The organism is Arthrobacter jiangjiafuii (assembly GCF_018622995.1).
In the GTDB taxonomy this organism is placed as follows: Bacteria; Actinomycetota; Actinomycetes; order Actinomycetales; family Micrococcaceae; genus Arthrobacter_B; species Arthrobacter_B jiangjiafuii.
In genome coordinates, this window is sequence record NZ_CP076022.1 from 1,080,008 (window position 1) to 1,103,327 (window position 23,320).

At 68.0% G+C, this 23,320-nt stretch carries 17 protein-coding genes; 8 read left to right on the forward strand and 9 right to left on the reverse strand.

The window, feature by feature from the left end:
* Nucleotides 1-469 precede the first annotated feature (469 nt).
* Complete coding sequence (locus tag KKR91_RS05140; RefSeq protein ID WP_210230401.1) at nt 470-1,870, forward strand: MFS transporter; 1,401 nt, start codon at nt 470-472, stop codon at nt 1,868-1,870.
* A 90-nt stretch (nt 1,871-1,960) separates the two neighbouring features.
* Here the strand turns inward: KKR91_RS05140 and KKR91_RS05145 are convergent, their stop codons facing one another.
* Entirely contained in the window at nt 1,961-3,796 is a 1,836-nt protein-coding gene (locus KKR91_RS05145) for an acetyl/propionyl/methylcrotonyl-CoA carboxylase subunit alpha (protein WP_210230402.1), read from the reverse strand.
* Nucleotides 3,797-4,391: 595 nt separating this feature from the next.
* On the opposite strand from KKR91_RS05145, the gene KKR91_RS05150 reads away from it, so the two are divergent.
* On the forward strand, nt 4,392-4,988 hold the full coding sequence (locus tag KKR91_RS05150) for an endonuclease domain-containing protein (protein ID WP_237687496.1): 597 nt from the start codon (nt 4,392-4,394) through the stop codon (nt 4,986-4,988).
* A 703-nt stretch (nt 4,989-5,691) separates the two neighbouring features.
* Here KKR91_RS05150 and KKR91_RS05155 read toward each other — a convergent pair.
* The 5 genes from KKR91_RS05155 to KKR91_RS05175 form a co-directional block, all read right to left on the reverse strand.
* Entirely contained in the window at nt 5,692-6,327 is a 636-nt protein-coding gene (locus tag KKR91_RS05155) for a Maf family protein (protein ID WP_210230404.1), read from the reverse strand.
* An 83-nt stretch (nt 6,328-6,410) separates the two neighbouring features.
* Nucleotides 6,411-7,877 carry a dicarboxylate/amino acid:cation symporter gene (locus KKR91_RS05160; protein WP_210230406.1) on the reverse strand — a complete coding sequence of 489 codons (1,467 nt, stop codon included), beginning with the start codon at nt 7,875-7,877 and terminating at the stop codon, nt 6,411-6,413.
* Nucleotides 7,878-8,098: 221 nt separating this feature from the next.
* Nucleotides 8,099-9,820: a DUF885 domain-containing protein gene (locus KKR91_RS05165; RefSeq protein WP_420481423.1), complete on the reverse strand. Its 1,722-nt coding sequence runs from the start codon at nt 9,818-9,820 to the stop codon at nt 8,099-8,101.
* Nucleotides 9,821-9,896: 76 nt separating this feature from the next.
* A complete protein-coding gene (locus tag KKR91_RS05170) occupies nt 9,897-10,157 on the reverse strand; it encodes an acyl-CoA carboxylase subunit epsilon (protein ID WP_237687497.1) in 261 nt (86 codons plus the stop codon).
* Nucleotides 10,154-11,749 carry an acyl-CoA carboxylase subunit beta gene (locus tag KKR91_RS05175; protein ID WP_210230407.1) on the reverse strand — a complete coding sequence of 532 codons (1,596 nt, stop codon included), beginning with the start codon at nt 11,747-11,749 and terminating at the stop codon, nt 10,154-10,156. The genes KKR91_RS05170 and KKR91_RS05175 overlap by 4 nt, the downstream gene beginning before the upstream one ends.
* Nucleotides 11,750-12,044: 295 nt before the next feature.
* Between KKR91_RS05175 and KKR91_RS05180 the strand changes: the two genes are divergently transcribed.
* The 6 genes from KKR91_RS05180 (at nt 12,045) to KKR91_RS05205 (ending at nt 17,551) form a co-directional block, all read left to right on the forward strand.
* Nucleotides 12,045-12,914, forward strand: coding sequence for a hypothetical protein (locus KKR91_RS05180; RefSeq protein ID WP_210230408.1), 870 nt, complete (start codon nt 12,045-12,047; stop codon nt 12,912-12,914).
* A gap of 73 nt (nt 12,915-12,987) precedes the next feature.
* Complete coding sequence (locus tag KKR91_RS05185; protein WP_210230409.1) at nt 12,988-13,836, forward strand: SDR family oxidoreductase; 849 nt, start codon at nt 12,988-12,990, stop codon at nt 13,834-13,836.
* Nucleotides 13,837-13,898: 62 nt separating this feature from the next.
* Nucleotides 13,899-14,783: a biotin--[acetyl-CoA-carboxylase] ligase gene (locus tag KKR91_RS05190; RefSeq protein ID WP_210230410.1), complete on the forward strand. Its 885-nt coding sequence runs from the start codon at nt 13,899-13,901 to the stop codon at nt 14,781-14,783.
* On the forward strand, nt 14,780-15,355 hold the full coding sequence (locus KKR91_RS05195) for a PH domain-containing protein (protein ID WP_210230412.1): 576 nt from the start codon (nt 14,780-14,782) through the stop codon (nt 15,353-15,355). The genes KKR91_RS05190 and KKR91_RS05195 overlap by 4 nt, the downstream gene beginning before the upstream one ends.
* Nucleotides 15,348-16,544, forward strand: coding sequence for an adenylate/guanylate cyclase domain-containing protein (locus KKR91_RS05200; RefSeq protein ID WP_210230414.1), 1,197 nt, complete (start codon nt 15,348-15,350; stop codon nt 16,542-16,544). The genes KKR91_RS05195 and KKR91_RS05200 overlap by 8 nt, the downstream gene beginning before the upstream one ends.
* A gap of 179 nt (nt 16,545-16,723) precedes the next feature.
* Nucleotides 16,724-17,551, forward strand: a complete 828-nt coding sequence (locus tag KKR91_RS05205) for a PP2C family protein-serine/threonine phosphatase (RefSeq protein ID WP_210230415.1) — start codon at nt 16,724-16,726, stop codon at nt 17,549-17,551.
* On the opposite strand, the gene eccCa is transcribed toward KKR91_RS05205, so the two are convergent.
* From eccCa to KKR91_RS05220, 3 genes are read right to left on the reverse strand one after another with little or no spacing between them, the layout of a single operon-like run.
* The gene (gene eccCa / locus KKR91_RS05210) at nt 17,548-21,603 is read right to left on the reverse strand and encodes a type VII secretion protein EccCa (RefSeq protein ID WP_210230416.1); all 4,056 of its coding nucleotides are present in this window, start codon (nt 21,601-21,603) and stop codon (nt 17,548-17,550) included. The genes KKR91_RS05205 and eccCa overlap by 4 nt on opposite strands.
* Nucleotides 21,604-21,643: 40 nt before the next feature.
* Nucleotides 21,644-22,990, reverse strand: a complete 1,347-nt coding sequence (locus KKR91_RS05215; protein WP_210230417.1) for an EsaB/YukD family protein — start codon at nt 22,988-22,990, stop codon at nt 21,644-21,646.
* Nucleotides 22,991-22,996: 6 nt separating this feature from the next.
* The gene (locus KKR91_RS05220) at nt 22,997-23,212 is read right to left on the reverse strand and encodes a hypothetical protein (RefSeq protein WP_210230418.1); all 216 of its coding nucleotides are present in this window, start codon (nt 23,210-23,212) and stop codon (nt 22,997-22,999) included.
* Nucleotides 23,213-23,320: the final 108 nt, after the last annotated feature.

Genomic DNA, 23,320 nt, shown 5'->3' on the forward strand with positions numbered 1-23,320 from the left:
AGAGCTGCACTCTCGGCGTGTGGCCCGTCGGGAACCCGCTAGAGCTGCACTCTCGGCGCGTTGCACCGCCGGATACCCGCCAGGGCTGCACTCTCGATGCCGGTGGCCCCGCCAGTGTGCAGTTATGGCGGGTTCCAGCCTAAGAGCTGATTCGAGAGCGCAGGTATGGCGGGCAATTTCGTGATTATCCCTGCAAAGCTGCACTCTCGGCGTGTGGCACCGCCGGGAACCCCGCCAGAGCTGCACTCTCAACCCGCTCCGAGGCCGACTGGCGCCGCAGCGACGGAACAAGTCCAGGTGCTGCCGGGACCCGGACGGCGCGAAGGCATCCTGGGCGGACGCCGCCGTCGTCGGGCTCATGTCCGGCGCCTGACCCAAGGTGTCCATATAGTGGACACGTTGTCCGTATCGCGGACGAGTGGATTTAGGCTTACTCCTACTTCCACTCACACCTGAGAAAGACCTCCAAATGTCTACAGCGAATCCCTCCACGGCGCCGGCGCCGGCCAAGGCCAATTCCAAAGGCCGGGTGATTGTCGCCAGCCTCGTCGGAACGTCCATTGAGTTCTACGACTTCTACGTCTATGCAACGGCTGCGGTCCTCGTCTTCCCGCGCCTGTTCTTTCCGAATGCGGAGGGCCTCACTGCCCTGCTGAGTTCGTTCGCCGTGTTTGGGGTGGCCTTCATTGCCCGCCCGCTGGGCTCGATCGTCTTCGGGCACTTCGGCGACAAGGTGGGCCGCAAGGGAACCCTGGTGGCATCGCTGCTGACCATGGGTATCGCGACGTTCCTGATCGGCTGCCTGCCCACCGCACTGACCCCGGGCTGGACCATCCTCGGCCCGGCTCTGCTGGTGGTCCTGCGCTTCGCCCAGGGCCTGGCCCTTGGCGGGGAATGGTCCGGTGCTGCACTGCTGGCCACGGAGAATGCGCCGGCGAACAAGCGCGCCGTGTGGGGAACCTTCCCGCAGCTGGGTGCTCCGATCGGCTTCATCCTGGCCAACGGCCTGTTCCTGCTGCTGAGCTTCCAGCTCGATGCGGACCAGTTCGACTCCTGGGGCTGGCGCGTGCCGTTCCTGGCCAGCGCCGTCATGGTCATCATTGGCCTGTATGTGCGCCTGAAGCTGGTTGAGACTCCGGCCTTCCAGAAGGTCGTCGATTCCGGCGAAGTCAGCAAGCTCCCGCTGAGCCGGGCCTTCAAGTACAGCTGGCGCCAGATGATCGCCGGCACGTTCATCATGCTGGCCACCTACGTGCTGTTCTACCTGATGACCACGTTTACGCTCTCCTACGGCACCGCCGCGAAGAGCGAGGAAGCCGCGAGGGCCGCAGCCGAAAAGGCCGGCAAGGCGTTCGATCCGGAGACCTTCACCGCAGGCCTGGGCTATGCACGCAACGACTTCCTGATCATGCTGATCGTCGGCGTGGTGTTCTTCGGGATCTTCACGCTCGTCGCCGGTCCGCTGGCGGAGAAGTACGGCCGCCGCAAGACGCTGCTGGTGGTGACCGCGGGGATCTTCCTCTTCGGCTTCACGTTCAACCCGCTGCTGGGCGGTGGAACCGTTGGCGTGATGGCGCTGCTGATCATCGGCTTCACCCTGATGGGCCTGACCTTCGGTCCGATGGGCGCCATGCTGCCGGAGCTGTTCCCAACGAACGTGCGCTACACCGGCTCGGCGATCGCCTACAACGTCTCCTCGATCCTGGGTGCGGCCGTGGCTCCGTTCATCGCCGTCGCCCTGTGGCAGGCCGCAGACGGCAGCCCGTGGCTGGTGGGCATCTACCTGTCCTCGATGGCGGTGCTGACCCTGATCGCGCTGTTCGTCACCAAGGACACCAAGGACGTCGACTACACCAACCACTCGAGCTAGGTTCACGGGGCACGCGCCCCGGCCCTTAACGCCAAGCGGCCCGGTCCCCATCCAAGGGGGCCGGGCCGCTTCGGCATTTCCAGGTGGTGCCTAGTCCAGGATCGAGGCGATCACGGCGCCGGCCGAGACCGTAGCGCCCGGAAGCGCACTGAGCCCGGTGACGGTACCGGCCTTGTGGGCGGTCAGCGGCTGCTCCATCTTCATGGCTTCGAGTACGACGACGAGATCGCCTTCAGCGACCAGCGCGCCCTCTTCCACGGCCACCTTCACAATGGTGCCCTGCATCGGGGAGGTCAGGTCATCACCGGTGGCGGCCGGATTGGCGCCGCCGCGGCTGCGGGAGGACTTGCGGGACTTGCCGTTGGCACCGGTGCCGCGGGAGCCTGATCCGTTGGACCCGGAGCCGGAGCCGCCCAGCCCGGCCGGCAGCACGACCTCAAGCCGTTTGCCGCCCACCTCGACCGTGACGCGCTGACGCGTGCCGCCGTCGTCGTGCCGGGCATTGGGCTCACCGGACCAGGCCGCGATCTCGTTGACGTAATCGGTTTCGATCCAGCGGGTGTGGACCTTGAACGGGCCGGAGGCCGGGGCGAAGTCCGGGTGGGCGACAACCTCGGCGTGGAAGGGCAGCACGGTGGGCATGCCGGTGATTTCCATTTCGGCCAGGGCGCGGCGGGCGCGCTGGAGCGCCTGCTCGCGGGTGGCGCCGGTGACGATCAGCTTGGCGAGCATGGAATCGAAGTTTCCGCCCACGGTTTCGCCGGCTTCGATGCCCGAGTCCACGCGCACACCGGGGCCGGTGGGCAGCTTGAAGGTCTCCACGGTGCCCGGGGCGGGCATGAAGCTGCGGCCCGGGTCTTCGCCGTTGATGCGGAATTCGATGGAGTGGCCGCGGATCTCCGGATCGCCGTAGCCGAGCTCCTCGCCGCGGGCCAGCCGGAACTGCTCGCGGACCAGGTCCAGGCCGGAGACTTCCTCGGACACCGGGTGCTCGACCTGCAGCCGGGTGTTGACCTCCAGGAAGGAGATGGTGCCGTCGGTGCCGACCAGGAACTCGCAGGTCCCGGCGCCCTGGTAGCCGGCCTCGCGGAGGATGGCCTTGGACGCGGCGTACAGGCGCTGGTTCTGGTCTTCGCTCAGGAAGGGGGCCGGAGCCTCCTCCACAAGCTTCTGGTTGCGGCGCTGCAGCGAGCAGTCACGGGTGGAGACGACGACGACGTTGCCGTGCGCGTCAGCCAGGCACTGGGTCTCGACATGCCGCGGGGCGTCCAGGAAGCGCTCGATGAAGCACTCGCCGCGGCCAAACGCTGCGGTCGCCTCGCGGACGGCGGAATCGAACATTTCGGGGATCTCGGCACGGGTGCGGGCGACCTTGATGCCGCGGCCGCCGCCGCCGAAGGCTGCCTTGATGGCCAGCGGCAGCCCGTGGGCGTCGGCGAAGTCCAGGACCTCCTGGGCGTTCTTCACTGGATCGGCCGTGCCGGGAACCAGCGGGGCGCCGACCTTCGCAGCGATGTGGCGGGCCTGCACCTTGTCGCCGAGCTGGGAAATGGCGTGCGGGGAGGGGCCGATCCAGGTCAGGCCGGCATCGATGACGCGCTGGGCGAATTCGGCGTTCTCGGAGAGGAAGCCGTACCCGGGGTGGATGGCGTCGGCGCCGGACCTGCGGGCGGCGTCGAGGATCTTGCCCATGTCGAGGTAGGACTCGGCGGCGGTGCTGCCACCGAGGGAGAAGGCTTCGTCGGCGAGGCGGACGTGGAGGGCGTCGCGGTCCGGATCGGCGTATACGGCAACCGAGGCCAGGCCTTCGTCGCGGGCTGCACGGATGACACGGACGGCGATTTCACCGCGGTTGGCGATCAGGACTTTGGTGATGCTACGGGGGTCCTGCTGCTCGCCGGCGGGCGCGGGGTTGAACTGGCTCATTGAATGCACTGGCTCCTTTTGATCTGTTCGGAGCCTAGCGCGGTTTTGTGGTCTCCGGCCATAATGCGTGCTGTTTCTGCGTGGGACGGAGCGTTTCGTTGTGGGGACCCTACAACGCGGGTGGCTCGTTGTGACGCGGGCGCGTCCTCGCGGGGCGCCGTCGTGACGGTAGTGCAAGGAGGAGAGGGTCTTCTGTGGAGAAAGCCCCAGCTGTGGATAACGAGGCCATGCAACGGAAGGCATGGAGGCTAATGGAGTCATGCGCCTTCCTTCCCCGCTTCCCGACGAGCTCACGGATCGGTCCTTCACCGTTGCCCGTGCCCGGGACCTGGGTCTGTCCCGGTCCAGGCTGCGGGCGCAGGATCTGCTGACTCCCAGCCGGGAGATTCGGGTTAGGCGCGGAGCGGTGCCCGACTTGGTGGATCGGTGTCGGCCCTATACGGAGTTGCTTCCAGGGGTGTTCTTCTCACACTTCACCGCGGCTGGGCTGCACGGAATCCCGCTGCCGTTTGGGCCTGGACAGGACACCGCAATTCACCTTGGTCGGAATCGGGGGCTTGCTGTTCCCCGACGGAGACAGGTGATCGGGCATCGAATGGATCTGGATCCGGAGGAACTGACCACGGTATCGATGCTGCCCGTGACGTCACTGCCCAGGACCCTGCTTGATCTCGCCGCGCAGCTGGCAACGGATGATCTGGTCGTCATCGGAGATTGGATGATCAGCGAACACCATCGGAGCTTCGGAAAGCGGCGGGTCGCGCGGCTGCCCCTCAAAGATCTGCGCAACTATTCAGAGGGAAAGGTGGGGGCCCGGGGGTTGCGCAAGCTGCGGGCTGCCATCGAGCTAATGCGGGTGGGCGTGGACTCACCGCAGGAGACAAGGGTACGTCTGGAGCTTCACCGAGCGGGCTTGCCGGAGTTCACGCCCAACACGCCGATTATGGACGCCACTGGAAGTCCGGCCCTTTGGGTGGACCTGGGCTGTAAGACGTACCGCACCTGCATTGAGTACGACGGAGCCCATCATCTGGACCCCGGGCAACAGAGCCGGGACTATGGGCGGGACGCGCGCACCCGTGAACTGGGCTGGCACCAGGTCAGGCTGAATAGCTACGACATGGCACAGGGGCAGTCCTGGGTCGTAGGAAAGGTGCGTCATGCGCTCGTCCAAGGTGGTTACGAACCGTGAGTGTGCAGCTATGGCGTATTCGGGGCGGATGCCGGGTTCGAGAGTGCAGCTATGGTGGGCAATCTGAAGGTTTACCCTGCAGAGCTGCACTCTCGGCGCGGTGGTCGGGAGCTAACCCGCCAGAGCTGCACTATCGGTGCGGTCCGGGCACTGAGAGTGCACTTGTGGTGGGTTCCGGGTGATTCCCGTGCTCGAAAGCGCAGCTATGGTGGGCAATCACGTGGTTTACCCTGCAGAGCTGCACTCTCGATGCGAGATCCCGGCGCTAACCCGCCAGAGCTGCACTCTCGGTGCGGGGGACGGGGGCTAACCCGCCAGAGCTGCACTCTCGGTGCGGGGGTCGGGGGCTAACCCGCCAGAGCTGCACTCTCGGTGCGGGGGTCGGGCGCTAACCCGCCAGAGCTGCACTCTCGGTGCGGTCCGGGCACTGAGAGTGCACTTATGGTGGGTTCCGGGTGATTCCCGGGCTCGAGAGCGCAGCTATGGTGGGCAATCACGTGGTTTACCCTGCAGAGCTGCACTCTCGGCGCGGGGGTCGGGCGCTAACCCGGCAGAGCTGCACTCTCGATGCGAGATCCCGGCGCTAACCCGCCAGAGCTGCACTCTCGGCGCGAGATCCCGGCGCTAACCCGCCAGAGCTGCACTCTCGGCGCGGCGCAGTGGCCTTGCCACGCGGCCGGGGCCTGAAAGCGCGGAAAAGGACCTACCGGTCCCAGAGATCAGTGATCTTCACGCCGGCGCTGGCGAGCAGCTCGCGCAACATCGACACGGAGAGCCCGACGACGGCATGCGGATCCCCGTCAACCTTCTCGATGAACGCCCCGCCAAGGGAATCGATCGTGAAGGAGCCGGCGACCTGAAGCGGCTCGCCGGTGGCAACGTAGGCGTCAATCTCCTCGTCGGTGAGCTTGGCAAAATGGACCGAGGCGGAACTGACGGCCCCGAGCGTCGCGCCCGAACCGCCGTCGTCGTCGGTATCGCGGCAGTCCACGAGCCAGTGCCCGGTGTGGAGCACTCCCACGTTGCCGCTCATCCGGCGGATGCGTTCACGGGCCACCTCGGCTTCCCACGGCTTGCCGTGCGCTTCGCCCTGGAATTCGAAAACCGAGTCGCAGCCGATCACCAGGGATCCTTCGGCCTCGGGCAGCGCGGCAACGGCCTCGGCCTTGGCCCGGGCCAGCAGCAGGGCTGTGTCATGCGGATCCGGGGTGCCGTAACGGGCGGTGACGGCGTCTTCATCGACGTCGGACACGAGCACGGTGTGCGTGATGCCGGCGTTGGTCAGCAGCTTGGTGCGGGCGGGGGAGGCAGAGGCGAGGATCAGGTTCAGGTCAGTCACCCCTCCAGCCTAGTCGGCCCGGGCAGCCGAAAGGCCGCCCCGGAACCCGGAGCGGCCTTTGGCGGAACTGCTGAAGCGAAGGATCAGCGCTTGGCGGCAGCTGACGCGTCGGCACCTGACGACGACGGCGCCGCACCAGCGGAAGCGCCCGCGCCGCCGGCCGGAACGAGCACCGGCGCCTGGACCTCGGCCGAGTCATCGGCGAACGGATCGCCGTTGCGCTTGGCGTTGTAGATGGCGGCATCGAGCAGCCCATTGCGCTTGGCGACGATGGTCGGAACCACTGTCTGTCCGGCCACGTTGACCGCGGTGCGGCCCATGTCCAGGATCGGATCGACGGCGAGCATCAGGCCGACGCCGGCCAGCGGCAGGCCCAGCGTGGACAGGGTCAGGGTCAGCATGACGACGGCGCCGGTGGTGCCGGCGGTGGCGGCCGAACCCAGCACGGAGACCAGGGCGATCAGCAGGTAGTCGGTGAAGCCCAGATCGATGCCGAAGAACTGCGCCACGAAGATGGCGGCCACGGCCGGGTAGATCGAGGCGCAGCCGTCCATCTTGGTGGTCGCACCCAGCGGCACGGCGAAGGAGGCGTAGGCGCGCGGGACGCCCATGTTCCGTTCGGTCACACGCTGGGTCAGCGGCAGGGTGCCCACCGAGGAGCGGGAGACGAAGCCGAGCTGGATCGCGGGCCAGGCACCGGAGAACCACTGCTTCACGGACAGTCCGTGCGCCTTGATCAGGACCGGGTAGACAACGAAGACCACCAGGGCCAGGCCGACGTACACGGCAACCACGAACATGCCCAGCGAACCGATGGTGTCCCAGCCGTAAGTGGCGACGGCGCGGCCGATGAGGCCCACGGTGCCCAGCGGGGCCAGGCGGATGATCCACCAGAGGACCTTCTGGATGACGGCCAGGGCTGAAGCGTTCAGCGACAGGAACGGAGCGGCGGGGGCGCCGACCTTCAGGGCGGCAATGCCGACGGCGATCGCGATGACCAGCACCTGCAGCACATTGAAGTTCAGGGCCGTGGTGACGGTTCCCGGGTCGACGGCGGTGGAGGAAGCCGTCAGGCCCATGAAGTTGGCCGGAATCAGGCCGGTGAGGAAGCCCATCCAGCTGCCGGTGCTGCCTGCATAGTCAGCGGGCGGCTCGGCGTCGGCGTTGGCGCCGGGCTGGAACAGCACGCCCATCAGGATGCCGATCACTACCGCAATCAGCGCCGTGATCGCGAACCAGAGCAGCGTCTGCCAGGCCAGGCGTGCGGCGTTGGAGACCTCGCGCAGGTTGGCGATGGAGCTGACGACGGCGGTGAAGATCAGGGGGACAACGGCTGCCTTCAGCAGTGAGACGTAGCTCGAACCGATGACGGTCAGCGTGGTCGTCAGCCAGTTGGGTTCATCGTCGCCGACGGTACCCATTTCCTTGGCCAGCAGGCCCAGCAGCAGGCCAACGACCAGGGCGGCAATGATCTGCGGTCCGAAGGACGTGACCCAGCGGGGCAGCCTGCGGCGGGCAGAAGTTTCAGGGGAAGAGGTCTGGGAAGTCACCTGAGAATAGTAGTGGGCAGCTCTTATCAGAGGAGATTGCACATAACGAAATATTACGGAGGCACGACGGCGGCTCCCGCGGCCTGACAGGCGAAAACCCCGGGATGTGGCGGCGTACCGCGCGCACCCCGGGGTTATTCCGGCTGTTGCTGTGAGGAGTGTCTCGTACGGAAGCCGCAGCCGCCGTCGTCCGCTTGTGCCCTGAGCTGAGCAGCCGCTCCTTAGCCGAGCAGCGCCCGGCGCAGCGTGTCCAGGCCGACCGATCCGAGCAGCAGGGCCCGGGTGTGGAAGGCCTTCTGGTCGAAGTCCTCGCCCTCGCGGCTGCGGACCTCGTCGCGGATCTGCTCCCAGAGCCGCTGGCCCAGCTTGTAGGAGGGGGCCTGGCCCGGCCAGCCGAGGTAGCGGGTGAACTCGAAGTTCAGCTGCCCCTCCGAGATGGCAATGTTCTGCTTGAGGAACTCGTAACCCTTCTCCGCGGTCCAAGTGCCCGAGCCCCAGCGTTCGGGGATCTCCAGTTCCAGGTGGACGCCGATGTCGAAGACCACGCGGGCGGCGCGCATGCGCTGGGCGTCGAGCATGCCCATCTTGTCGCCGGGATCGCTGAGGTAGCCCAGCTCATCCATCAGCCGCTCGGCGTACAGCGCCCAGCCTTCGCCGTGGCCGGAGACCCAGCAGATGTTCCGGCGCCACTTGTTCAGCAGCCCGCGGGCGGCCGTGGCCGTGGCGATCTGCAGGTGGTGTCCGGGCACGCCCTCGTGGAAGACCGTGGTGGTCTCGTTCCAGGTGGTGAAGGTGTCCTCGCCGGCCGGCACGGACCACCACATGCGGCCCGGGCGGGAGAAATCGTCGCTGGGGCCGGTGTAGTAGATGCCGCCCTCCTGCGTGGGGGCGATCATGCATTCGATCTCGCGCATCGGCCCGTCGATGTCGAAGTGCGTGCCGGCCAGGTCCGCGACGGCGCGGTCGGCCAGGCCCTGCATCCAGGTCCGGAGTTCTTCCGTGCCGTGCAACTGCCGGGCCGGGTCGGAGTTCAGCAGGTCCATGGCCTCGGCAACGGTGGCGCCGGGCTGGATCTGCTCGGCCACGGCCTCCTGCTCGGCGATGATGCGGTCAAGTTCGGCCACGCCCCACGCGTAGGTTTCCTCCAGGTCCACGGCTGAGCCGAGGAAGCGGCGGGACATCAGTGCGTAGCGCTCCTTCCCGACGGCGTCCTTTTCCGGAGCGTGCGGCAGCAGCTCGTTCTCGAGGAAGGAGGCCAGGGTGCGGTAGGCGGCGCGGGCCGACTCGGCGCCGTGGCGCACGTCAGCGGCGAGGCCCTCGGGCAGCGCGGCGCCGTCGGACAGGGACGCGGTGGCGGCGTAATCGTCAAAGAACCCACCGTCTTCGGCGTACTTGGTGGTCTGTTCCATGACGATCAGGACCTGGCGGCGGGCGGGCAGCAGCCCTCGCTGGGCACCGGCGCGCAGGGAGGTGATGTAGCCAGCGACGGCGTCGGCCACATTGTGCAGGCGCCCGGCGATGTGCTGCCAGTCGGAAGTCGTGTCGGTGGGCATCAGGTCGAAGATCGAACGGATTTCCTGTGCCGGGGAGGCGATGTTGTTCAGGTTCGCGAGGTTCCAGCCGGATTCGTGGATCTCCAGTTCCAGGCCCAGGCGCTCGTGCATGGCGTCGAGGGTGACGCTGTCGACGTCGTCGGCCGGCTGCAGCCCGTCGAGGCGTTCCAGCGTTTCGCGGATGGCTTCGGCGATGGATTCCAGGCCGGCGGGGGAGTAGTCCGCGTACTCGGCCTCGTGGCCGGGGATTCCCAGCGAAGTGGCAAGGGACGGATCCAGCTGCAGCAGCGTCTCGGTGAAGGCGTCAGCTACGGCGTCGATGGCGGTCGGCTGGCGGGTGTGCGAGCCAGCGAAGGACAGGGGATCTGATGAAGGAGTCTGTTGGGTCACACGTGAAGCCTAACGCCAACGCCGCCCTGGCCACGTTCCGGCGATGCCGCCCGCGTAACGTGCGGGGCCGGTCCCGCTAGCGGAAACTGCGCCGCCAGGACCCCGGCCCCGGCTTGGGAGCCAGGCTGAGCATGCGGCGCCGGTTCCAGATCCGGCGGGTCGACTCAGGCGTGGCGGCGGTCCCCGCGGCTCCCGCCTCCAGGCCCATGACGACGGCGGTCAGCGCCGCCAGTTCCTCCGCGGAGGGGTTTCCGGAGAGCACGGAGAACAGCGGTGTGGCCGGTGCGGCGGCCTCGGCCGGACGGCCCCACGGATCCGGCAGGTCCCACCCGGTCACAGCGGCATGTTCCCGTGCTTCTTGGCGGGCAGGGAGGCGCGCTTGTCGCGCAGTGCCCGCAGGCCGCGGATCAGCTGCAGCCGGGTTTCGGACGGCGCGACGACGGCGTCCACGTAGCCGAGCTCAGCGGCCTGGTAGGGGTTGAGCAGTTCCTCTTCATACTGGGCGATGTAATCGGCGCGGGCGTCCTCGACGCTTTCCCCGGCGTCGGCCGCTGCCTTGAGCTGGCCGCGGTAGAGGATGTTGACCGCACCCTGGGCGCCCATGACGCCGATCTGCGCGGTGGGCCAGGCCAGGTTCAGGTCGGCGCCGAGCTTTTTGGAACCCATCACGATGTACGCGCCGCCGTAGGCCTTGCGGGTGATGACGGTGAGTTTGGGGACGGTGGCTTCGGCGTAGGCGTAGAGCAGCTTGGCGCCGCGGCGGATGATGCCCTGGAATTCCTGGTCCTTGCCCGGCAGGAAGCCCGGGACGTCCACGAAGGTCAGGATCGGGATGTTGAAGGCGTCGCAGTTGCGGACAAAGCGGGCGGCCTTCTCGGAGGCGGCGATGTCCAGGGTGCCGGCGAACTGCAGCGGCTGGTTGGCGACGATGCCCACGGTGTGGCCCTCGACGCGGCCGTAGCCCATCATGACGTTCGGGGCGTAGAGGGCCTGCATCTCGAGGAAGTGGCCGTCGTCGAGCACCTGCTCAATGACGGTGCGCATGTCATAGGGCTGGTTCGCGGAGTCCGGGATGAGGCTGTCCAGGGCGAGATCGCCGTCGGTCAGTTCCATGTCCTGGGCGAAGGCGGCCAGCGGCGCCTCGGCGAGGTTGTTCGAGGGCAGGAAATCCAGCAGTTCGCGGACGAACTCAATGGCGTCCTCTTCGTCCGAGGCCAGGTAGGTGGAAGTTCCGGTGTTGGCGTTGTGCTGCCGGGCACCGCCGAGGGTTTCCATGTCCACATCCTCGCCGGTGACGGTCTTGATGACGTCGGGGCCGGTAATGAACATGTGGCTGGTCTTGTCCACCATCACCACATAGTCGGTCAGCGCGGGGGAGTAGGCGGCACCGCCGGCGGACGGGCCCATGATGAGCGAGATCTGCGGGACAACGCCGGAGGCATGGACGTTGTTGCGGAAGATGTCGGCGAACATGGCCAGCGAGGCGACACCTTCCTGGATGCGCGCGCCACCGCCGTCGAGGATCCCGACGACGGGACATCCGTTGCGCAGCGCGTGTTCCTGGACCTTGACGATCTTCTCGCCGTTGACCTGGCTCAGCGAGCCGCCGTAAACGGTGAAGTCCTGGCTGTAGACGGCAATCGGCCGGCCATCCACGGTGGCATAGCCCGAAACCAGGCCGTCGCCCAGCGGCTTCTTCTTTTCCATGCCGAAGGCGGTGGAGCGGTGCACGGCCAGGGCGTCGAACTCGACGAAGGATCCGGCGTCCACCAGCATCTCGATGCGCTCGCGGGCGGTGTGCTTGCCGCGGGCGTGCTGCTTCTCGATGGCGGCCGGCCCGGAGGGCATTTCGGCCTGCGCCTGGCGGCGGCGGTACTCAGCGATCTTGCCCGCTGTCGTCTGCAGATCAAGGTCCTGGTCGATGCTCATCTGGTCTCCGGAATGCTGAGTGGCTGGGGCGTCGCACGGCGTTAAGTAGGAAATGCACAAAGCGGCGGGCGATCTGTCCAGTCTAATGACGCTCGCCGTCGAGTCCCGGTGTAGGGATCCTACAATTTCGTGCCGCTGGGCTTGGCCGGTGCCGGTGCGGTGGCCGGTCCAGTGGTGCTGCGGAGGCCGCGCGGCGGCGGTGCCGGGTGGACGGATCCGGCGTAACAATCCGCGGGCCGTGAAAGGATTTTCCCGAGCTGGCAACGGACGTGGGTCATGCCGGGGGAGGAGCCCTATGAGTATGGGCGGGATCGACCTGTGGGTGTTGCTGCAGGCATCTGCCTTGGTGACTGCAGGATTCGGCGTCTGGATTCTGGCGCGGGCCTGCTGGGACTATGCCGGCCTGCCCGTCCTGCAGGACACCTATCTCCACGCGGTCGACGATCGGCTCCAGGAGCTGGGCGAGGCCGCACCCACCCCTGCCCGGGAAGCGGTGCTTGCAGCCGTAGGCAGGGTCCGCCGGCGCGGAATATCCGCTGCGCAGCCCCGGCCGTCGTCGTCTGCCGGAGCCCGCGGCCGCGATGCGGAGTACCTCCGCCGGATCGGGCGGTCCCTGGCGGCCCGGCCGTCGCGGAACGAACGCGCCGCCTCGCAGGATGCGCTGCTGCGGCTGCTTGGCCGTCCTGCACTCGCCGCACGCCCGCAGCCCGCCATGGACGCGGCACTTGCGGAGGTGGCCGGAGCAGCCGCGGCGGCCGGAACTGTCGGGGACCTGGTCCGCATGCGGCAACTGCAGCGGAACCTTGTGTGGCGGCTGCGGCGTGAGGTTTCCGGCCGTTTCCTGGCGGCGTTCCTGCCGGGCATGGCCCGCTATCTGGACTTTGTCGGCCGCGGCAGCAGCCTCGGGCTGGCTCTCGGAGTCCTACTGGCAGGCGGGCTGGCCGGCAATGTGGATTTGGTGGGGGCATTGACAACCATGTGCGGCGTGGGCGGAGCGGTCATATTCACCCTGACCGTGATCCGCTGCGAATCCCGGTCCTGGCCGGCCGGCCGGCCAGGCCTGTGGCTGCGGGTGGCGCGGCGCTATCCGCAGGCGTTTTTCCTGCTGCGGCTGGCACTGACCACGACGGCGGTCCTGTTGGGGGTGCATCTGCTGCGGACCTAGCCCGGGCGTCGGCCCGGGGCGCCTAAGTTACTGGTGGGTAACATTGGGCCGGGCAATGTACTAGCCTTGGCGCATGACTTCTATCACACCTGATTCCGCGTCCCGATCCCTCGCCGGCCGCACCATCCTGATGTCCGGTGGCAGCCGCGGCATCGGCCTGGCCATTGCCCTGCGCGCCGCTGCCGACGGTGCGAACATCGCGATCATGGCCAAGACGGCCGAGCCCCACCCGAAACTCGAGGGCACCGTCTACACGGCGGCCGAGCAGCTGGAGGCAGCCGGCGGCAAAGCGTTGCCCATCATCGGTGACGTACGGAACGACGACGACGTCGCCCGCGCCGTCGCCGACACGGTGGAGCGGTTCGGCGGGATCGACATCGTCATCAACAACGCCTCCGCGATCGACCTGCGCAACACGGATCAGGTCACCATGAAGAGCTACGACCTGATGGCCGACATCAATGTCCGCGGCACCTTCATGCTCTCCAAGTTCTCACTCGACGCGCTGCGCCGATCGGAGAACCCGCACATCCTTACCCTGTCCCCGCCCCTGAACCTGGATCCGAAGTGGGCCGGCTCCTACCTGGCGTACACCATGGCCAAGTACGGGATGTCCCTGACCACCCTGGGGCTGGCAGAGGAGCTGAAGGCCGACGGCGTGGCCGTGAACTCGCTCTGGCCCGTCACCGCCATCGACACTGCCGCCATCCGCAACCTCGGCGGCGAGAAGATGGCGGCGGCCTCGCGCAGCACCGACATCATGGCGGACGCCGCGCACACCATCCTGACCCGGCCCAGCCGCGGAACCACGGGCAACTTCTACACCGACGAAGAGGTGCTGCGCGAAGAGGGCATCACCGACTTCCGCCCCTATTCCCTGGGCGCCCCCGAAGACCAGCTCGTTCCGGACTTCTTCCTCTAAAGGCCCTGGGCCCGCGGGCCCGCAGCGGAGGAATGCCAGCGCTGCCGCGTAAGATCGGAAGCATGCATCTGCGTTACTCCAGCATGGAAAGACCCGGGCTCGACGAGGACAGCCTTCGTGCTGCCCTCCTGGCGCCCCGGGGGCCTCTGTCCAGGCTGGAGGTTGTGGCCGAAACGGGTTCCACGAACACGGATCTGGCAGAGCTGGCACGGCTGCGGCCCGCCGAGGCCCCGGACCTGTCCGTCCTGACTGCCGAAATGCAGACGGCCGGCAAGGGCCGGCTGGGCCGGGCCTGGAGTGCTCCGCCGCGCTCCTCGCTGTTCGTCAGCGTGCTGCTCCGGCCGGTCAACGCCGCCGGCCGGCCGCTGCCCACGCAGTCCTACGGCTGGCTGTCACTGCTGGCCGCGCTGGCGCTGACGGAGGCGGTGGCCCGCCGCACCGGTGTCGAAGCACGGTTGAAGTGGCCCAACGATGTGATGGTGGACGGGCGGAAGCTGGCCGGTGTCCTGGCTCAGCTGGTGGTCGATTCAAGCGGCGCCCCGCCCGCCGTCGTCGTGGGCGTGGGCATGAATGTCTCGCTCACCGACGAGGACCTGCCGGTTCCCGCCGCCACGTCCCTGCTGATGGAGTACGCCTCCACAACGGACCGCAACATCTTGCTCGAGGATTATCTGTTGAAGCTGGCCTCCGCCTACCGGGAGTTTTGTGCTGTTGACGGCGATGCGGACCGGCCATGGGCCGATGGCACTTCGCTGCTGCACAAGATCAGTACCCGGATGGTCACTCTGGGCCAGGAGGTCCGGGCCGAGAAGCCCGGCGGCAGCTCCCTGACCGGACGCGCCGTGGCATTGGACCGGAACGGATCCCTGATCCTGGTGGACGCCCAGGGCGAGCGGCATGCGGTGGTGGCGGCCGACGTCGTGCACCTGCGTGCCGCGCAGGCGTGAGCATCCGGCTGAAACTGGCCCCGGGCGAGCGGATCATCGTGGCCAGCAGGCCCCATGCCCGCCAGCTGGCCTGGCCCGTGGCCCTGGCCGTCCTGGTTTGCGCCTCCGCCGGATTTGGCTACGGCTATTTGGACCGGGATTCCCTGCCGGGGCAGGTGGGGGATTTCAGCGGCTACCTGCAGGCGTCAATCGTGGCCGTTGCCGCCGTCCTGCTGCTGCGCTTTTCTGTGCCGCCGGTGCTGCGCTGGGCGTTTTCCCGCTACATCGTGACCAACCGCCGAATCATCCACCGGCAGGGAGTGCTGCGCCGCAGGGAACGCGAGCTGGCGCTGGCCTCGATCTTCCAGCTGGAGGCCTGGCAGACCGTGCCGGACCGCATGCAGCGCTCCGGCACGCTCGCCGTGGACGTCGGTTACGGCCAGTCGGTGCACTACGAGCATGTTCCGGAAGTGCATAAATTCAAGGCGATTGTGTTGGCCGCCATAAACCAGCTGCCGCTGACCGCCATGTTCGATGGTGTAGATATGGAAGGACATGGGGACTACGACAATGAAGGGAGGGACGATGAGTGAGGAACCCCGCGACGATGCCGCAGCAGAGCAGGACGCCGAAGCGGCACCGGACCCCGCGCCGATGACCCTGTCCATGCCGGTGGTAGACCCCTGGGCCCGGCCCGCGGAAGAAACCGGACGTGCGTCCGCTGATGCTGAGCCCAACGGCGACTCCACGGCCATCGACCGCGACGACGTGCGCCGGCTGGAAGCGCAGCTGATCGGCGGGCCGCGTACCCTCAAACGCCGCGAAGCCGCCGCCGAAGCCGGAGTCTCGCTGCTCTCGGCACGCAAGCTCTGGCGTGCCATGGGCTTTCCCAACCTCGACGACGACGCCGTGTTCTTCACCGAGCAGGACCGCGAGGCGCTGACCACCGTCATTGAGCTGGTCCGCGACGAACAGCTCACCGAGGAAGCCGCCATTTCGATCATGCGCTCCATCGGGCAGATGACCGACCGGATGGTGGTCTGGCAGATCGAAGCACTGGTCGAGGAAATGGTGGTCCAGCGCGGCATTCCCGATGCCCAGGCACGCAAAGCCCTGGTGGCAGCGCTGCCGGATCTGATTGAACCGCTGGAAAAAACCCTGGTCTACGCGTGGAAGCGGCAGATGAACTCCGCCGTGCAGCGCTTGGCCCTGCGCGCCGAAGCCGGGTTGGCCAGCCACGACGGGTCGATGTCCGATGACAATCCCTTGCCGCTGGCACGCGCCGTCGGCTTCGCCGACCTGGTCTCCTACACCTCCCTGTCCCGGCAGATGAACGAAAAGACCCTGGCCCAGATGGTGCAGCGGTTTGAGCACAAGTGCGCCGAGATCATCTCGGTGGGCGGCGGCCGGCTGGTGAAGACCATCGGCGACGAGGTCCTGTTCAACGCCGAAACCCCCGAGGCCGGTGCCGAGATCTCGCTTGCCCTGGCCAAGGCCTTCACCGAAGACGACCTGCTGCCGGCCGCCCGCGTGTCACTGGTCTGGGGCCGGGTGCTCTCGCGGTTGGGCGACATTTACGGTCCCACTGTGAACCTGGCCTCCCGCCTGACCTCGCTGGCGGAGCCGGGAACGGTGCTCACTGATGCTTCCACCGCCGCCGCCCTGCGGAACAACGAGAAGTTCGTGCTGATTCCGCACCAGCCGCGGAACGTGCGCGGCTTCGGTGAGATCCATCCCGTGACCCTGGCCCGCGGCACCGGTACCGGACTGATCCTGGACTGACGCTGGACTGACGCTGGACTGATCCGCTTCGGTGGTCCGGGCCGCGGCGGTCCCTTGCCTCCGCGCCCGGCTGCCCTGGCCCGGAACACAGGGTGCGTTCAGCTAAGGTAAGGGTGAGAAAGCGTAATATGTGTCACTACTGTGGTCCGCACAGTGGGCAGCTTCCGGATAGGGCGTGCATGAACTCCGACGAAACGACATCCCCGGGCTTGGAACTCCGTGCAGTCTTTGGCTATGCCTCGGACCGCGGATTGCGCAGGGAACAGAACGAGGACTCGCTGATCGCTGCGGACCCTATCTTTGCCGTCGCCGACGGCATGGGCGGGCACGAAGCAGGTGAAGTTGCGTCCAGCATCTGCGTGCGCACCCTGGGTGATGCCTCCTTTGTAGGTGAGTCCCTTCCCAAGATCGGTGCCGCCGACCTGCGGATCCTGCTCCAGGAAGCAGACACCCACATCCGGGAAGCCACCGAAGGCCGGGCGGGAACCACCCTCACCGGCGCCGTGCTGGTGCAGGACGCAGGCACTCCCTCCTGGCTGGTGTTCAACGTCGGAGACTCACGCACCTACCGCCTGGTTGATGGCCTGCTGGAGCAGATCTCCGTGGACCACAGCGAGGTCCAGGAACTGGTGGACATGGGCCAGATAACGCCCGAAGAAGCTCTCATCCACCCCCGCCGCCATGTGGTGACCCGGGCGCTGGGAACCGGCAACGACACCGAGGCCGACTACTGGCTTATTCCGGCCGAACCCGGTGACCGCCTCCTGGTGTGCTCAGACGGGCTCACGGGCGAAGTCAGCGACGGGCAGCTGCAGGAGATCCTCCTGTCCGAGGCCAACCCGCAGGACGCATGTGCCGCCATGGTGCAGGCAGCGCTCCGCTCCGGCGGCCGCGACAACATCACTGTCCTGGTCGTTGACCTGGAAGGCGCCCGCTCCGATTCCGCTGCAGCGGTGACGCCCGCCGTCGTCGAACCCGAACCAGCAACGGAATTCAGCGAGCACTAGCCCGCCGCACCGGCGTCGGCTGATGCGCCGGCGCCGTCTTCCTCGTTGAGGAACAGCTGCAGCACCTGCACTGGCCGGCCCGGCTGGACCAGGTGGGCCCGGCCTGGAGGCAGGGACTGTGCCCGGACTCCGCCGAGCAGCGTGCCCTCGGCCCGGTCCCCGGAAAGCACCAGCGCAGCGCTGCCGGAATCCCGCAGTGAGGTGAAGAAGGGTTCGTAGCTGCCCCGGCCCACGCCGCGCACCCGCCGGGAGAGAACCGCATGCAGCCCGAGCTCCGGCGCCAGCGACAGGTAAGGGATGAGGCGGCCCAGCGGCGAGGAACCTCCCGCGGCGAGGATGTCGTAGTCGTCAATCACCAGGACCATCCGCGGCAGGCCGGCGATCCCGGCGGCCGGGGCGGCACTGCGCTGCGCCAGCTCCCCGGCGATGGTGGCAGCCAGCTCTCCGGCCTGTACCGCGTTGGTGGCATAGCCGGCCCGGCAGCCGGCTGGAACCTCCCCGGTAAGGGAGCGGCGCGGATCGAAGACCGCGAAGATCACGCCGTCCGGCCCATGTTGGGCAGTCAACCGGCGGATAACCGAGCGCAGGACATTGGTCTTGCCGGCGCCGTCGTCACCCAGGACCAGCAGATGACGCTCGCGGCCGTGCAGGTCCAGGGATTCAACGCCCAGATCGGTTTCCCGCAGGCCCAGCGGCACGACGGCGGGACCGGCCGGCGTGGGCGCAGTCCCGGCGGCGACAACAGCAGGGAGCACCCGCACCGGCACCGCCCGTTCCCGGGTCGACGCCGCCACTGCGGCCACGAGGCCGGGCAGGTCCACGCCATCAGGCGTGCCTGCCGTGCCGCCCGTGCCTGCCGTGCCTGCCGTTGCCGCCAGGCGCGGCAGGGCGAACTGCCCCTGGAGTTTGGCGTCTGTCAGGGCCCGGCCCGGGCTGTCCGCGCTCACCGCCTCGGCCAGCTTGCGGCCATGGATTGATTCGCCGGGGTCGGCAAGCCTCAGTTCAATCCGGTTGCCGAAAAACCCCTGCTGTGCGATCCGGATGTCGTGCAGCCGCGAGCACGTCGCCAGCACGTGGATGCCGTAGCCTGCGCCGCGGCTGATCAGCGCGTGCACGGGCTTCTCAATCTCCTCGAACTCGTCACCGAGCTGGCCGTAGCCATCCAGCACCAGCACGATGTCGGCGCTGGCCAGCTCGGGGATCCGTCCCTCGGCGCTGAGCCGGCGGAGCGCTGCCAGAGAATCGATCCGGCGCCGTTCGAAGATCTGCTCCCGGTGGGCGAGCATGGCCAGCAGCTCCTCCACCGTCCGCCGGACCACCTCCCGCCGGGTCCGGACGGCCACCCCGCCGACATGCGGAAGCCCCTCAAGTGCGGACAGACCGCTGCCCAGCAGATCCAGCGCGTAGATGCCTACCTCGGCCGGGCTGCGGGTCAGCGCGAGGGACGCCACTATGGTGCGGAGCGCGGTGCTTTTGCCGCTCTGGGGGCCTCCAACGATGACCGTGTTGCCTCCGTTGGCGGCCAGGTCCAGTTCCCAGGCGCCCTGCCACTGCCGGGCCGGATCATCGAGCAGCCCAACGGGAACCCGCAGCGGGCCGCTGCTGGCCAGCCGGAGGTTCCCGCCGTCGAGCAGTCCGCCCGCCGCGGCATCCAGGGCGACCTGCCTGGGCAGCGGCGGCAGCCAGATCGGGTCTACGGCCCGGGGAAAGGTCGCCATGGTGTCCATCAGGGCGGACAGGACAGTCGGTCCGGTGACGCGCCGGGAGGACGACGGCGCCGCAGGTTCGCCCGACGGGTCCGGGCCGGGGGAAGCCGGGGCCGGAGAACCCTGGGCCGCCGCGTAACGGGGCACCGGCTGCACCGTGGGAGCGGTGTTGTCCTCGGTGGGTCCGGTATCCGTCCGTTCCGCCAGCGGGCCGGACACGTAGCCGGCTTTGAACTTCGTGAAGGTGCTGGTGTCCACCAACAGGTAGCCAAAGCCTGGCACCGGAGGCAGGTGGAAGGCATCCGGGGTGCCCAGCACGGTCCTGGACTCATCCTCGGTGAGCGTCCGCAGCCCGATCCGGTAGGACAAGTAGGTGTCCAGGCCGCGGAGTTTGCCTGCCTCGATGCGCTGGCTGGAGAGCAGCAGATGCACCCCGATGGAGCGGCCGATGCGCCCGATCGAGAGGAACAGGTCAATGAAGTCTGGGCGGGCCGCGAGCAGTTCTCCGAATTCGTCAATGATGACCACCAGATGTGGCAGCGGAGCCAGCGCCTGGCCCCGGCTCTGCTGTTCCTGCCGGTACAGCCGGTATTCGCTGATATTGGCGAGGTTCCCCGCAGCCTTCAGGACCTCCTGCCGGCGTTTGATTTCCCCGGACAGGCTGGCATGCACCCGGTCGATGAGGCTGGCGTCGTCGAACAGGTTGGTGATCACCCCGGCTACGTGCGGTGCAGCGGCGAACGGGGCAAAAGTGGCTCCGCCCTTGTAGTCCACGAGCACCATGGCCAGGACCTCCGGCGAATGGGCGGTCAGCAGGCCGACGACCAGGCTGCGCAGCAGTTCGGATTTGCCTGACCCGGTGGCACCGACACAGAGTCCATGCGGGCCCTGGCCGAACTGCGCCGACTCCTTCAGATCCAGCAGGACCGGCCGCCCGCTTTCGTCCGCGCCCACCGGGACCCGGAGGAAATCGGCGTCGCCGCGGGGTGTCCAAAGCCGGCGGATGGCCGGGTGATCGAGGCTGCGCGGGAGCCTCAGCATCTCCACGAAGCCCTGGGTATCTTCGGCGGCAGGGTGCTCCAGTGAGTCCGGGGACAGGCGCAGCGGTGCCAGCTCCCGTGCCAGTGCCTCGGCCAATGGTTTTGGAAGGGGGTCCAGGACACCCCGTTCAACAACGGGCACCGCGGAATCTGCGCGGTAGTCCTCCAGGATGAAGGCGTCCGGCGAGGTGTCGTCCTCGCTGATGCGCAGCGCCACGTCACCCGGTTCCTGCCCGCGCTCCGAGACCAGGAACACCGCTGTCAGGCCCACGGCGCCCGGCGAGGCGTTTGGGTCCGGCAGCGTGAGCCCGGCCGGGAGCTCTCCGTAGGAATCACTGACCACCAGCAGCCGGGCCGGAAATCCCCGTGCTCCGGCGGGCATAAAGTTCTTCCGGGCCTGCGCGGCAAGGGCGGTCCGGCGGAGCAGGTCATCACCCAGCACCTCGGCCAGTGCAGCAGCGGAGTGGGCCACCCGTCGGAGCGGGCCGGCGCCGTCATGCTGCTGCTGGTCCGCCAGATGCGGCAGCCAGGTGGCCCATTCCCAGCCCTCCCGCCGGTCCTCGGGCACAGTCAGCGCCAGCTGCAGATCCTCGGGAGAATGCAGTGCGGCGCCCTGCACCAACAGCAGCCGTGCGACCTGCAGCACGAATTCCCGCGATCCAATGACCGATACATTCCCACCACAGTCCAGCGGCACGGTCAGCGGCAGCCCCGGACCGGATTCATAGCGGCGTTTGAGGATTTCCACCTCGCTGGTCATGAAGGTATCGGCCCGGGCCAGCGCCGGACCCGTGTCTGCCACTGTGATGCTGCGGCAACGGCGTGTCCCCGTGCCGATCCGGATCTGGAGGAAGTCCTCACTGCTGCGCCGGCGTTCCCAGACCCGGCGGCTGTTGCGGACGACGTCGAACAGAGCGCCCGGGGGAGGGTTGGCCACCCGGGCGACCCTGCGGGCAGCCTGTTCCTCCGCACTCAGGACGGCTCGTGCCCGCTCCAGGTATTCCAGATAGTTTTCGCGCTCTTCCCGACGCTGCCGTCCCTGCCTGCCGCGCTGGCTGAGCATCATGCCCAGGGACGCGAGCACAGTCAGGATCATCATCAGCGCTCCGACAGCAGCCAGCGCCGAGCCACGGAAGAGCATCATGACCGTCATCGACGCCGCGGCACCCAGCAGCGGTACCAGGGACAGCAGGTTCAGGCCATCCTTGCCGTCAGGGATCATGGGCGGAGCGTCGAGGGCGAACGGCTGGACACCGCGGGCCGGCACGGTCGTGCGTGCGGGCCGGTGGAGGACCTTGACCGTCATCGCCAGCCGGTCCGTCGCTGTCGGAAACCGGCTGCACCGGTCATGGAAAACTCTCCAGCAGCTGGCTGAAAATACCGAGCAGTCCGGCGGTCAGGGGCACCGCGGCCGCCACTGCCACAGTCTCCAGATGTTTGGCCAGCTGCCTGGACCGTGCCTGGTGGTGTTCGGGTAGCGCCAGGGCCAGGCACGCAGCGATGACGCCGGCGGCGGCCACCATGGCCAGGCCCACCACCCATTGCTGACCGGGAAAGTAGACGAGCGCTGCACCGGCCAGGGCACAGAGGCCGACGGCGGCTGCCAGGTACAGTGCGTACCGTTGGGCGGCCAGCGGAAAGGCACGGGCGCGCAGGAACACTGCCAGGGTCAGCACCAGCAGCAACGGCATTGTCCACTGCAGCCGGCCGGTGTCCGTACCCAGCAGCCAGAGGCCCACGGATAGGGACACTGCCGTGACTGCGGTTGCCAATGTCAGGCCGTGATGGGCTGAGGCGACGGCCTCGACGGTATTCGCCCGGATCAAGGAATGGCCCCGCGCCCGGTGGTCATCCAGGCCCGACAGTCCAGAGGAGTTCAGGGCCAGCTGCGGCAGCAGCCCCAGCTGCAGGATGCCGCCCAGCGTCCCCAAGCCCGCCGCCGGGACAGATCCACCGGCGATCGCGGCAGCCGCCACCCATAACCCCGTGGCCATCGCCAGTGTTCCGGCTCCGCAGAAAAGCGCCCGCGGCGTGGCAGAGGCAAGTCCGACGGCGGCCAGTCCCAGCACGGTCAAGGCCGATAGGGCCAGTGCGGCCAGCCCAAGGCTGCCGCCGAGCTTTCCGTCGTCGTGCAGGTGCCACACGGCGCCCGCTGCGGCAAGCCATCCGACCATGAGCAGTGCGGGAGTGAGCGCAGACCGGTGCGGCGGAGGGCCGGCCGCGGCGCCGGCACCGAGTCCGGCCAAGGAGAGCACCAGCAGGATCCACCAAGCCGCAACGGGTGCCAGCACCGCCAGCAGGAGCTCCGTGCCAGCCCACACCGCGGCCGCGGCGAACGCGCTGCCGGCGAGAAGCCGGTGCCGGCCGTTCCAGAGGCCGGCCACCTCGCGCCTCCCGCCGGCCACCAGATCCGTGACGTCGTAGACCTCTGCCGCCGGCGGTGCATCCGGCGCGCTGCACAGCAGCAGCGAGGACCCATCGAGCACAGCGGCCTGGCGGAGGGATGTTCCGGCTTCCAAGGCCGTGCCGTCTGTCGTGACCAGCACCTTGGCGCTGGCCTCGTCGGCCGGCGGCTCCTCCAGGAGGGCCAGGACCTGCGGCAGCAGGGTGCCCACGGGCTGGTCGGAGGGCAGGAGCAGGTTCGCGCGCTTCCGTGTGCCGGCCACGGTGATTCTCGTAAAGGAATGTGCCATGGCGGGTTAGGCGTCCGCCTGCGCCAGCATGCTGCTGATGAAGGAATAGCCCACGCAGGCAGCGGCAATCCCGGCAGCGAGCGCGACGCCGAAGATCAGCAGCCGCAGCGTGTTCAGCCAGCGCTGCTGGAACGGGTTGGTGCCGAAGATAAATGCCGACACCAGCCGGCTCCGCCGTACGGTGACGGACTCGATGAGTTGGGTGTCGTAGTCGCTGGCCATCTGGTCCCCTCGCCGGACGCGTTTTCGCTCATCCTGACAGCACGGGTGCCGCCTGGGTGCCGGCCGGCTTCAGCTGGGGATAACTTTGGCTGCCCACGCTCCTGCGCA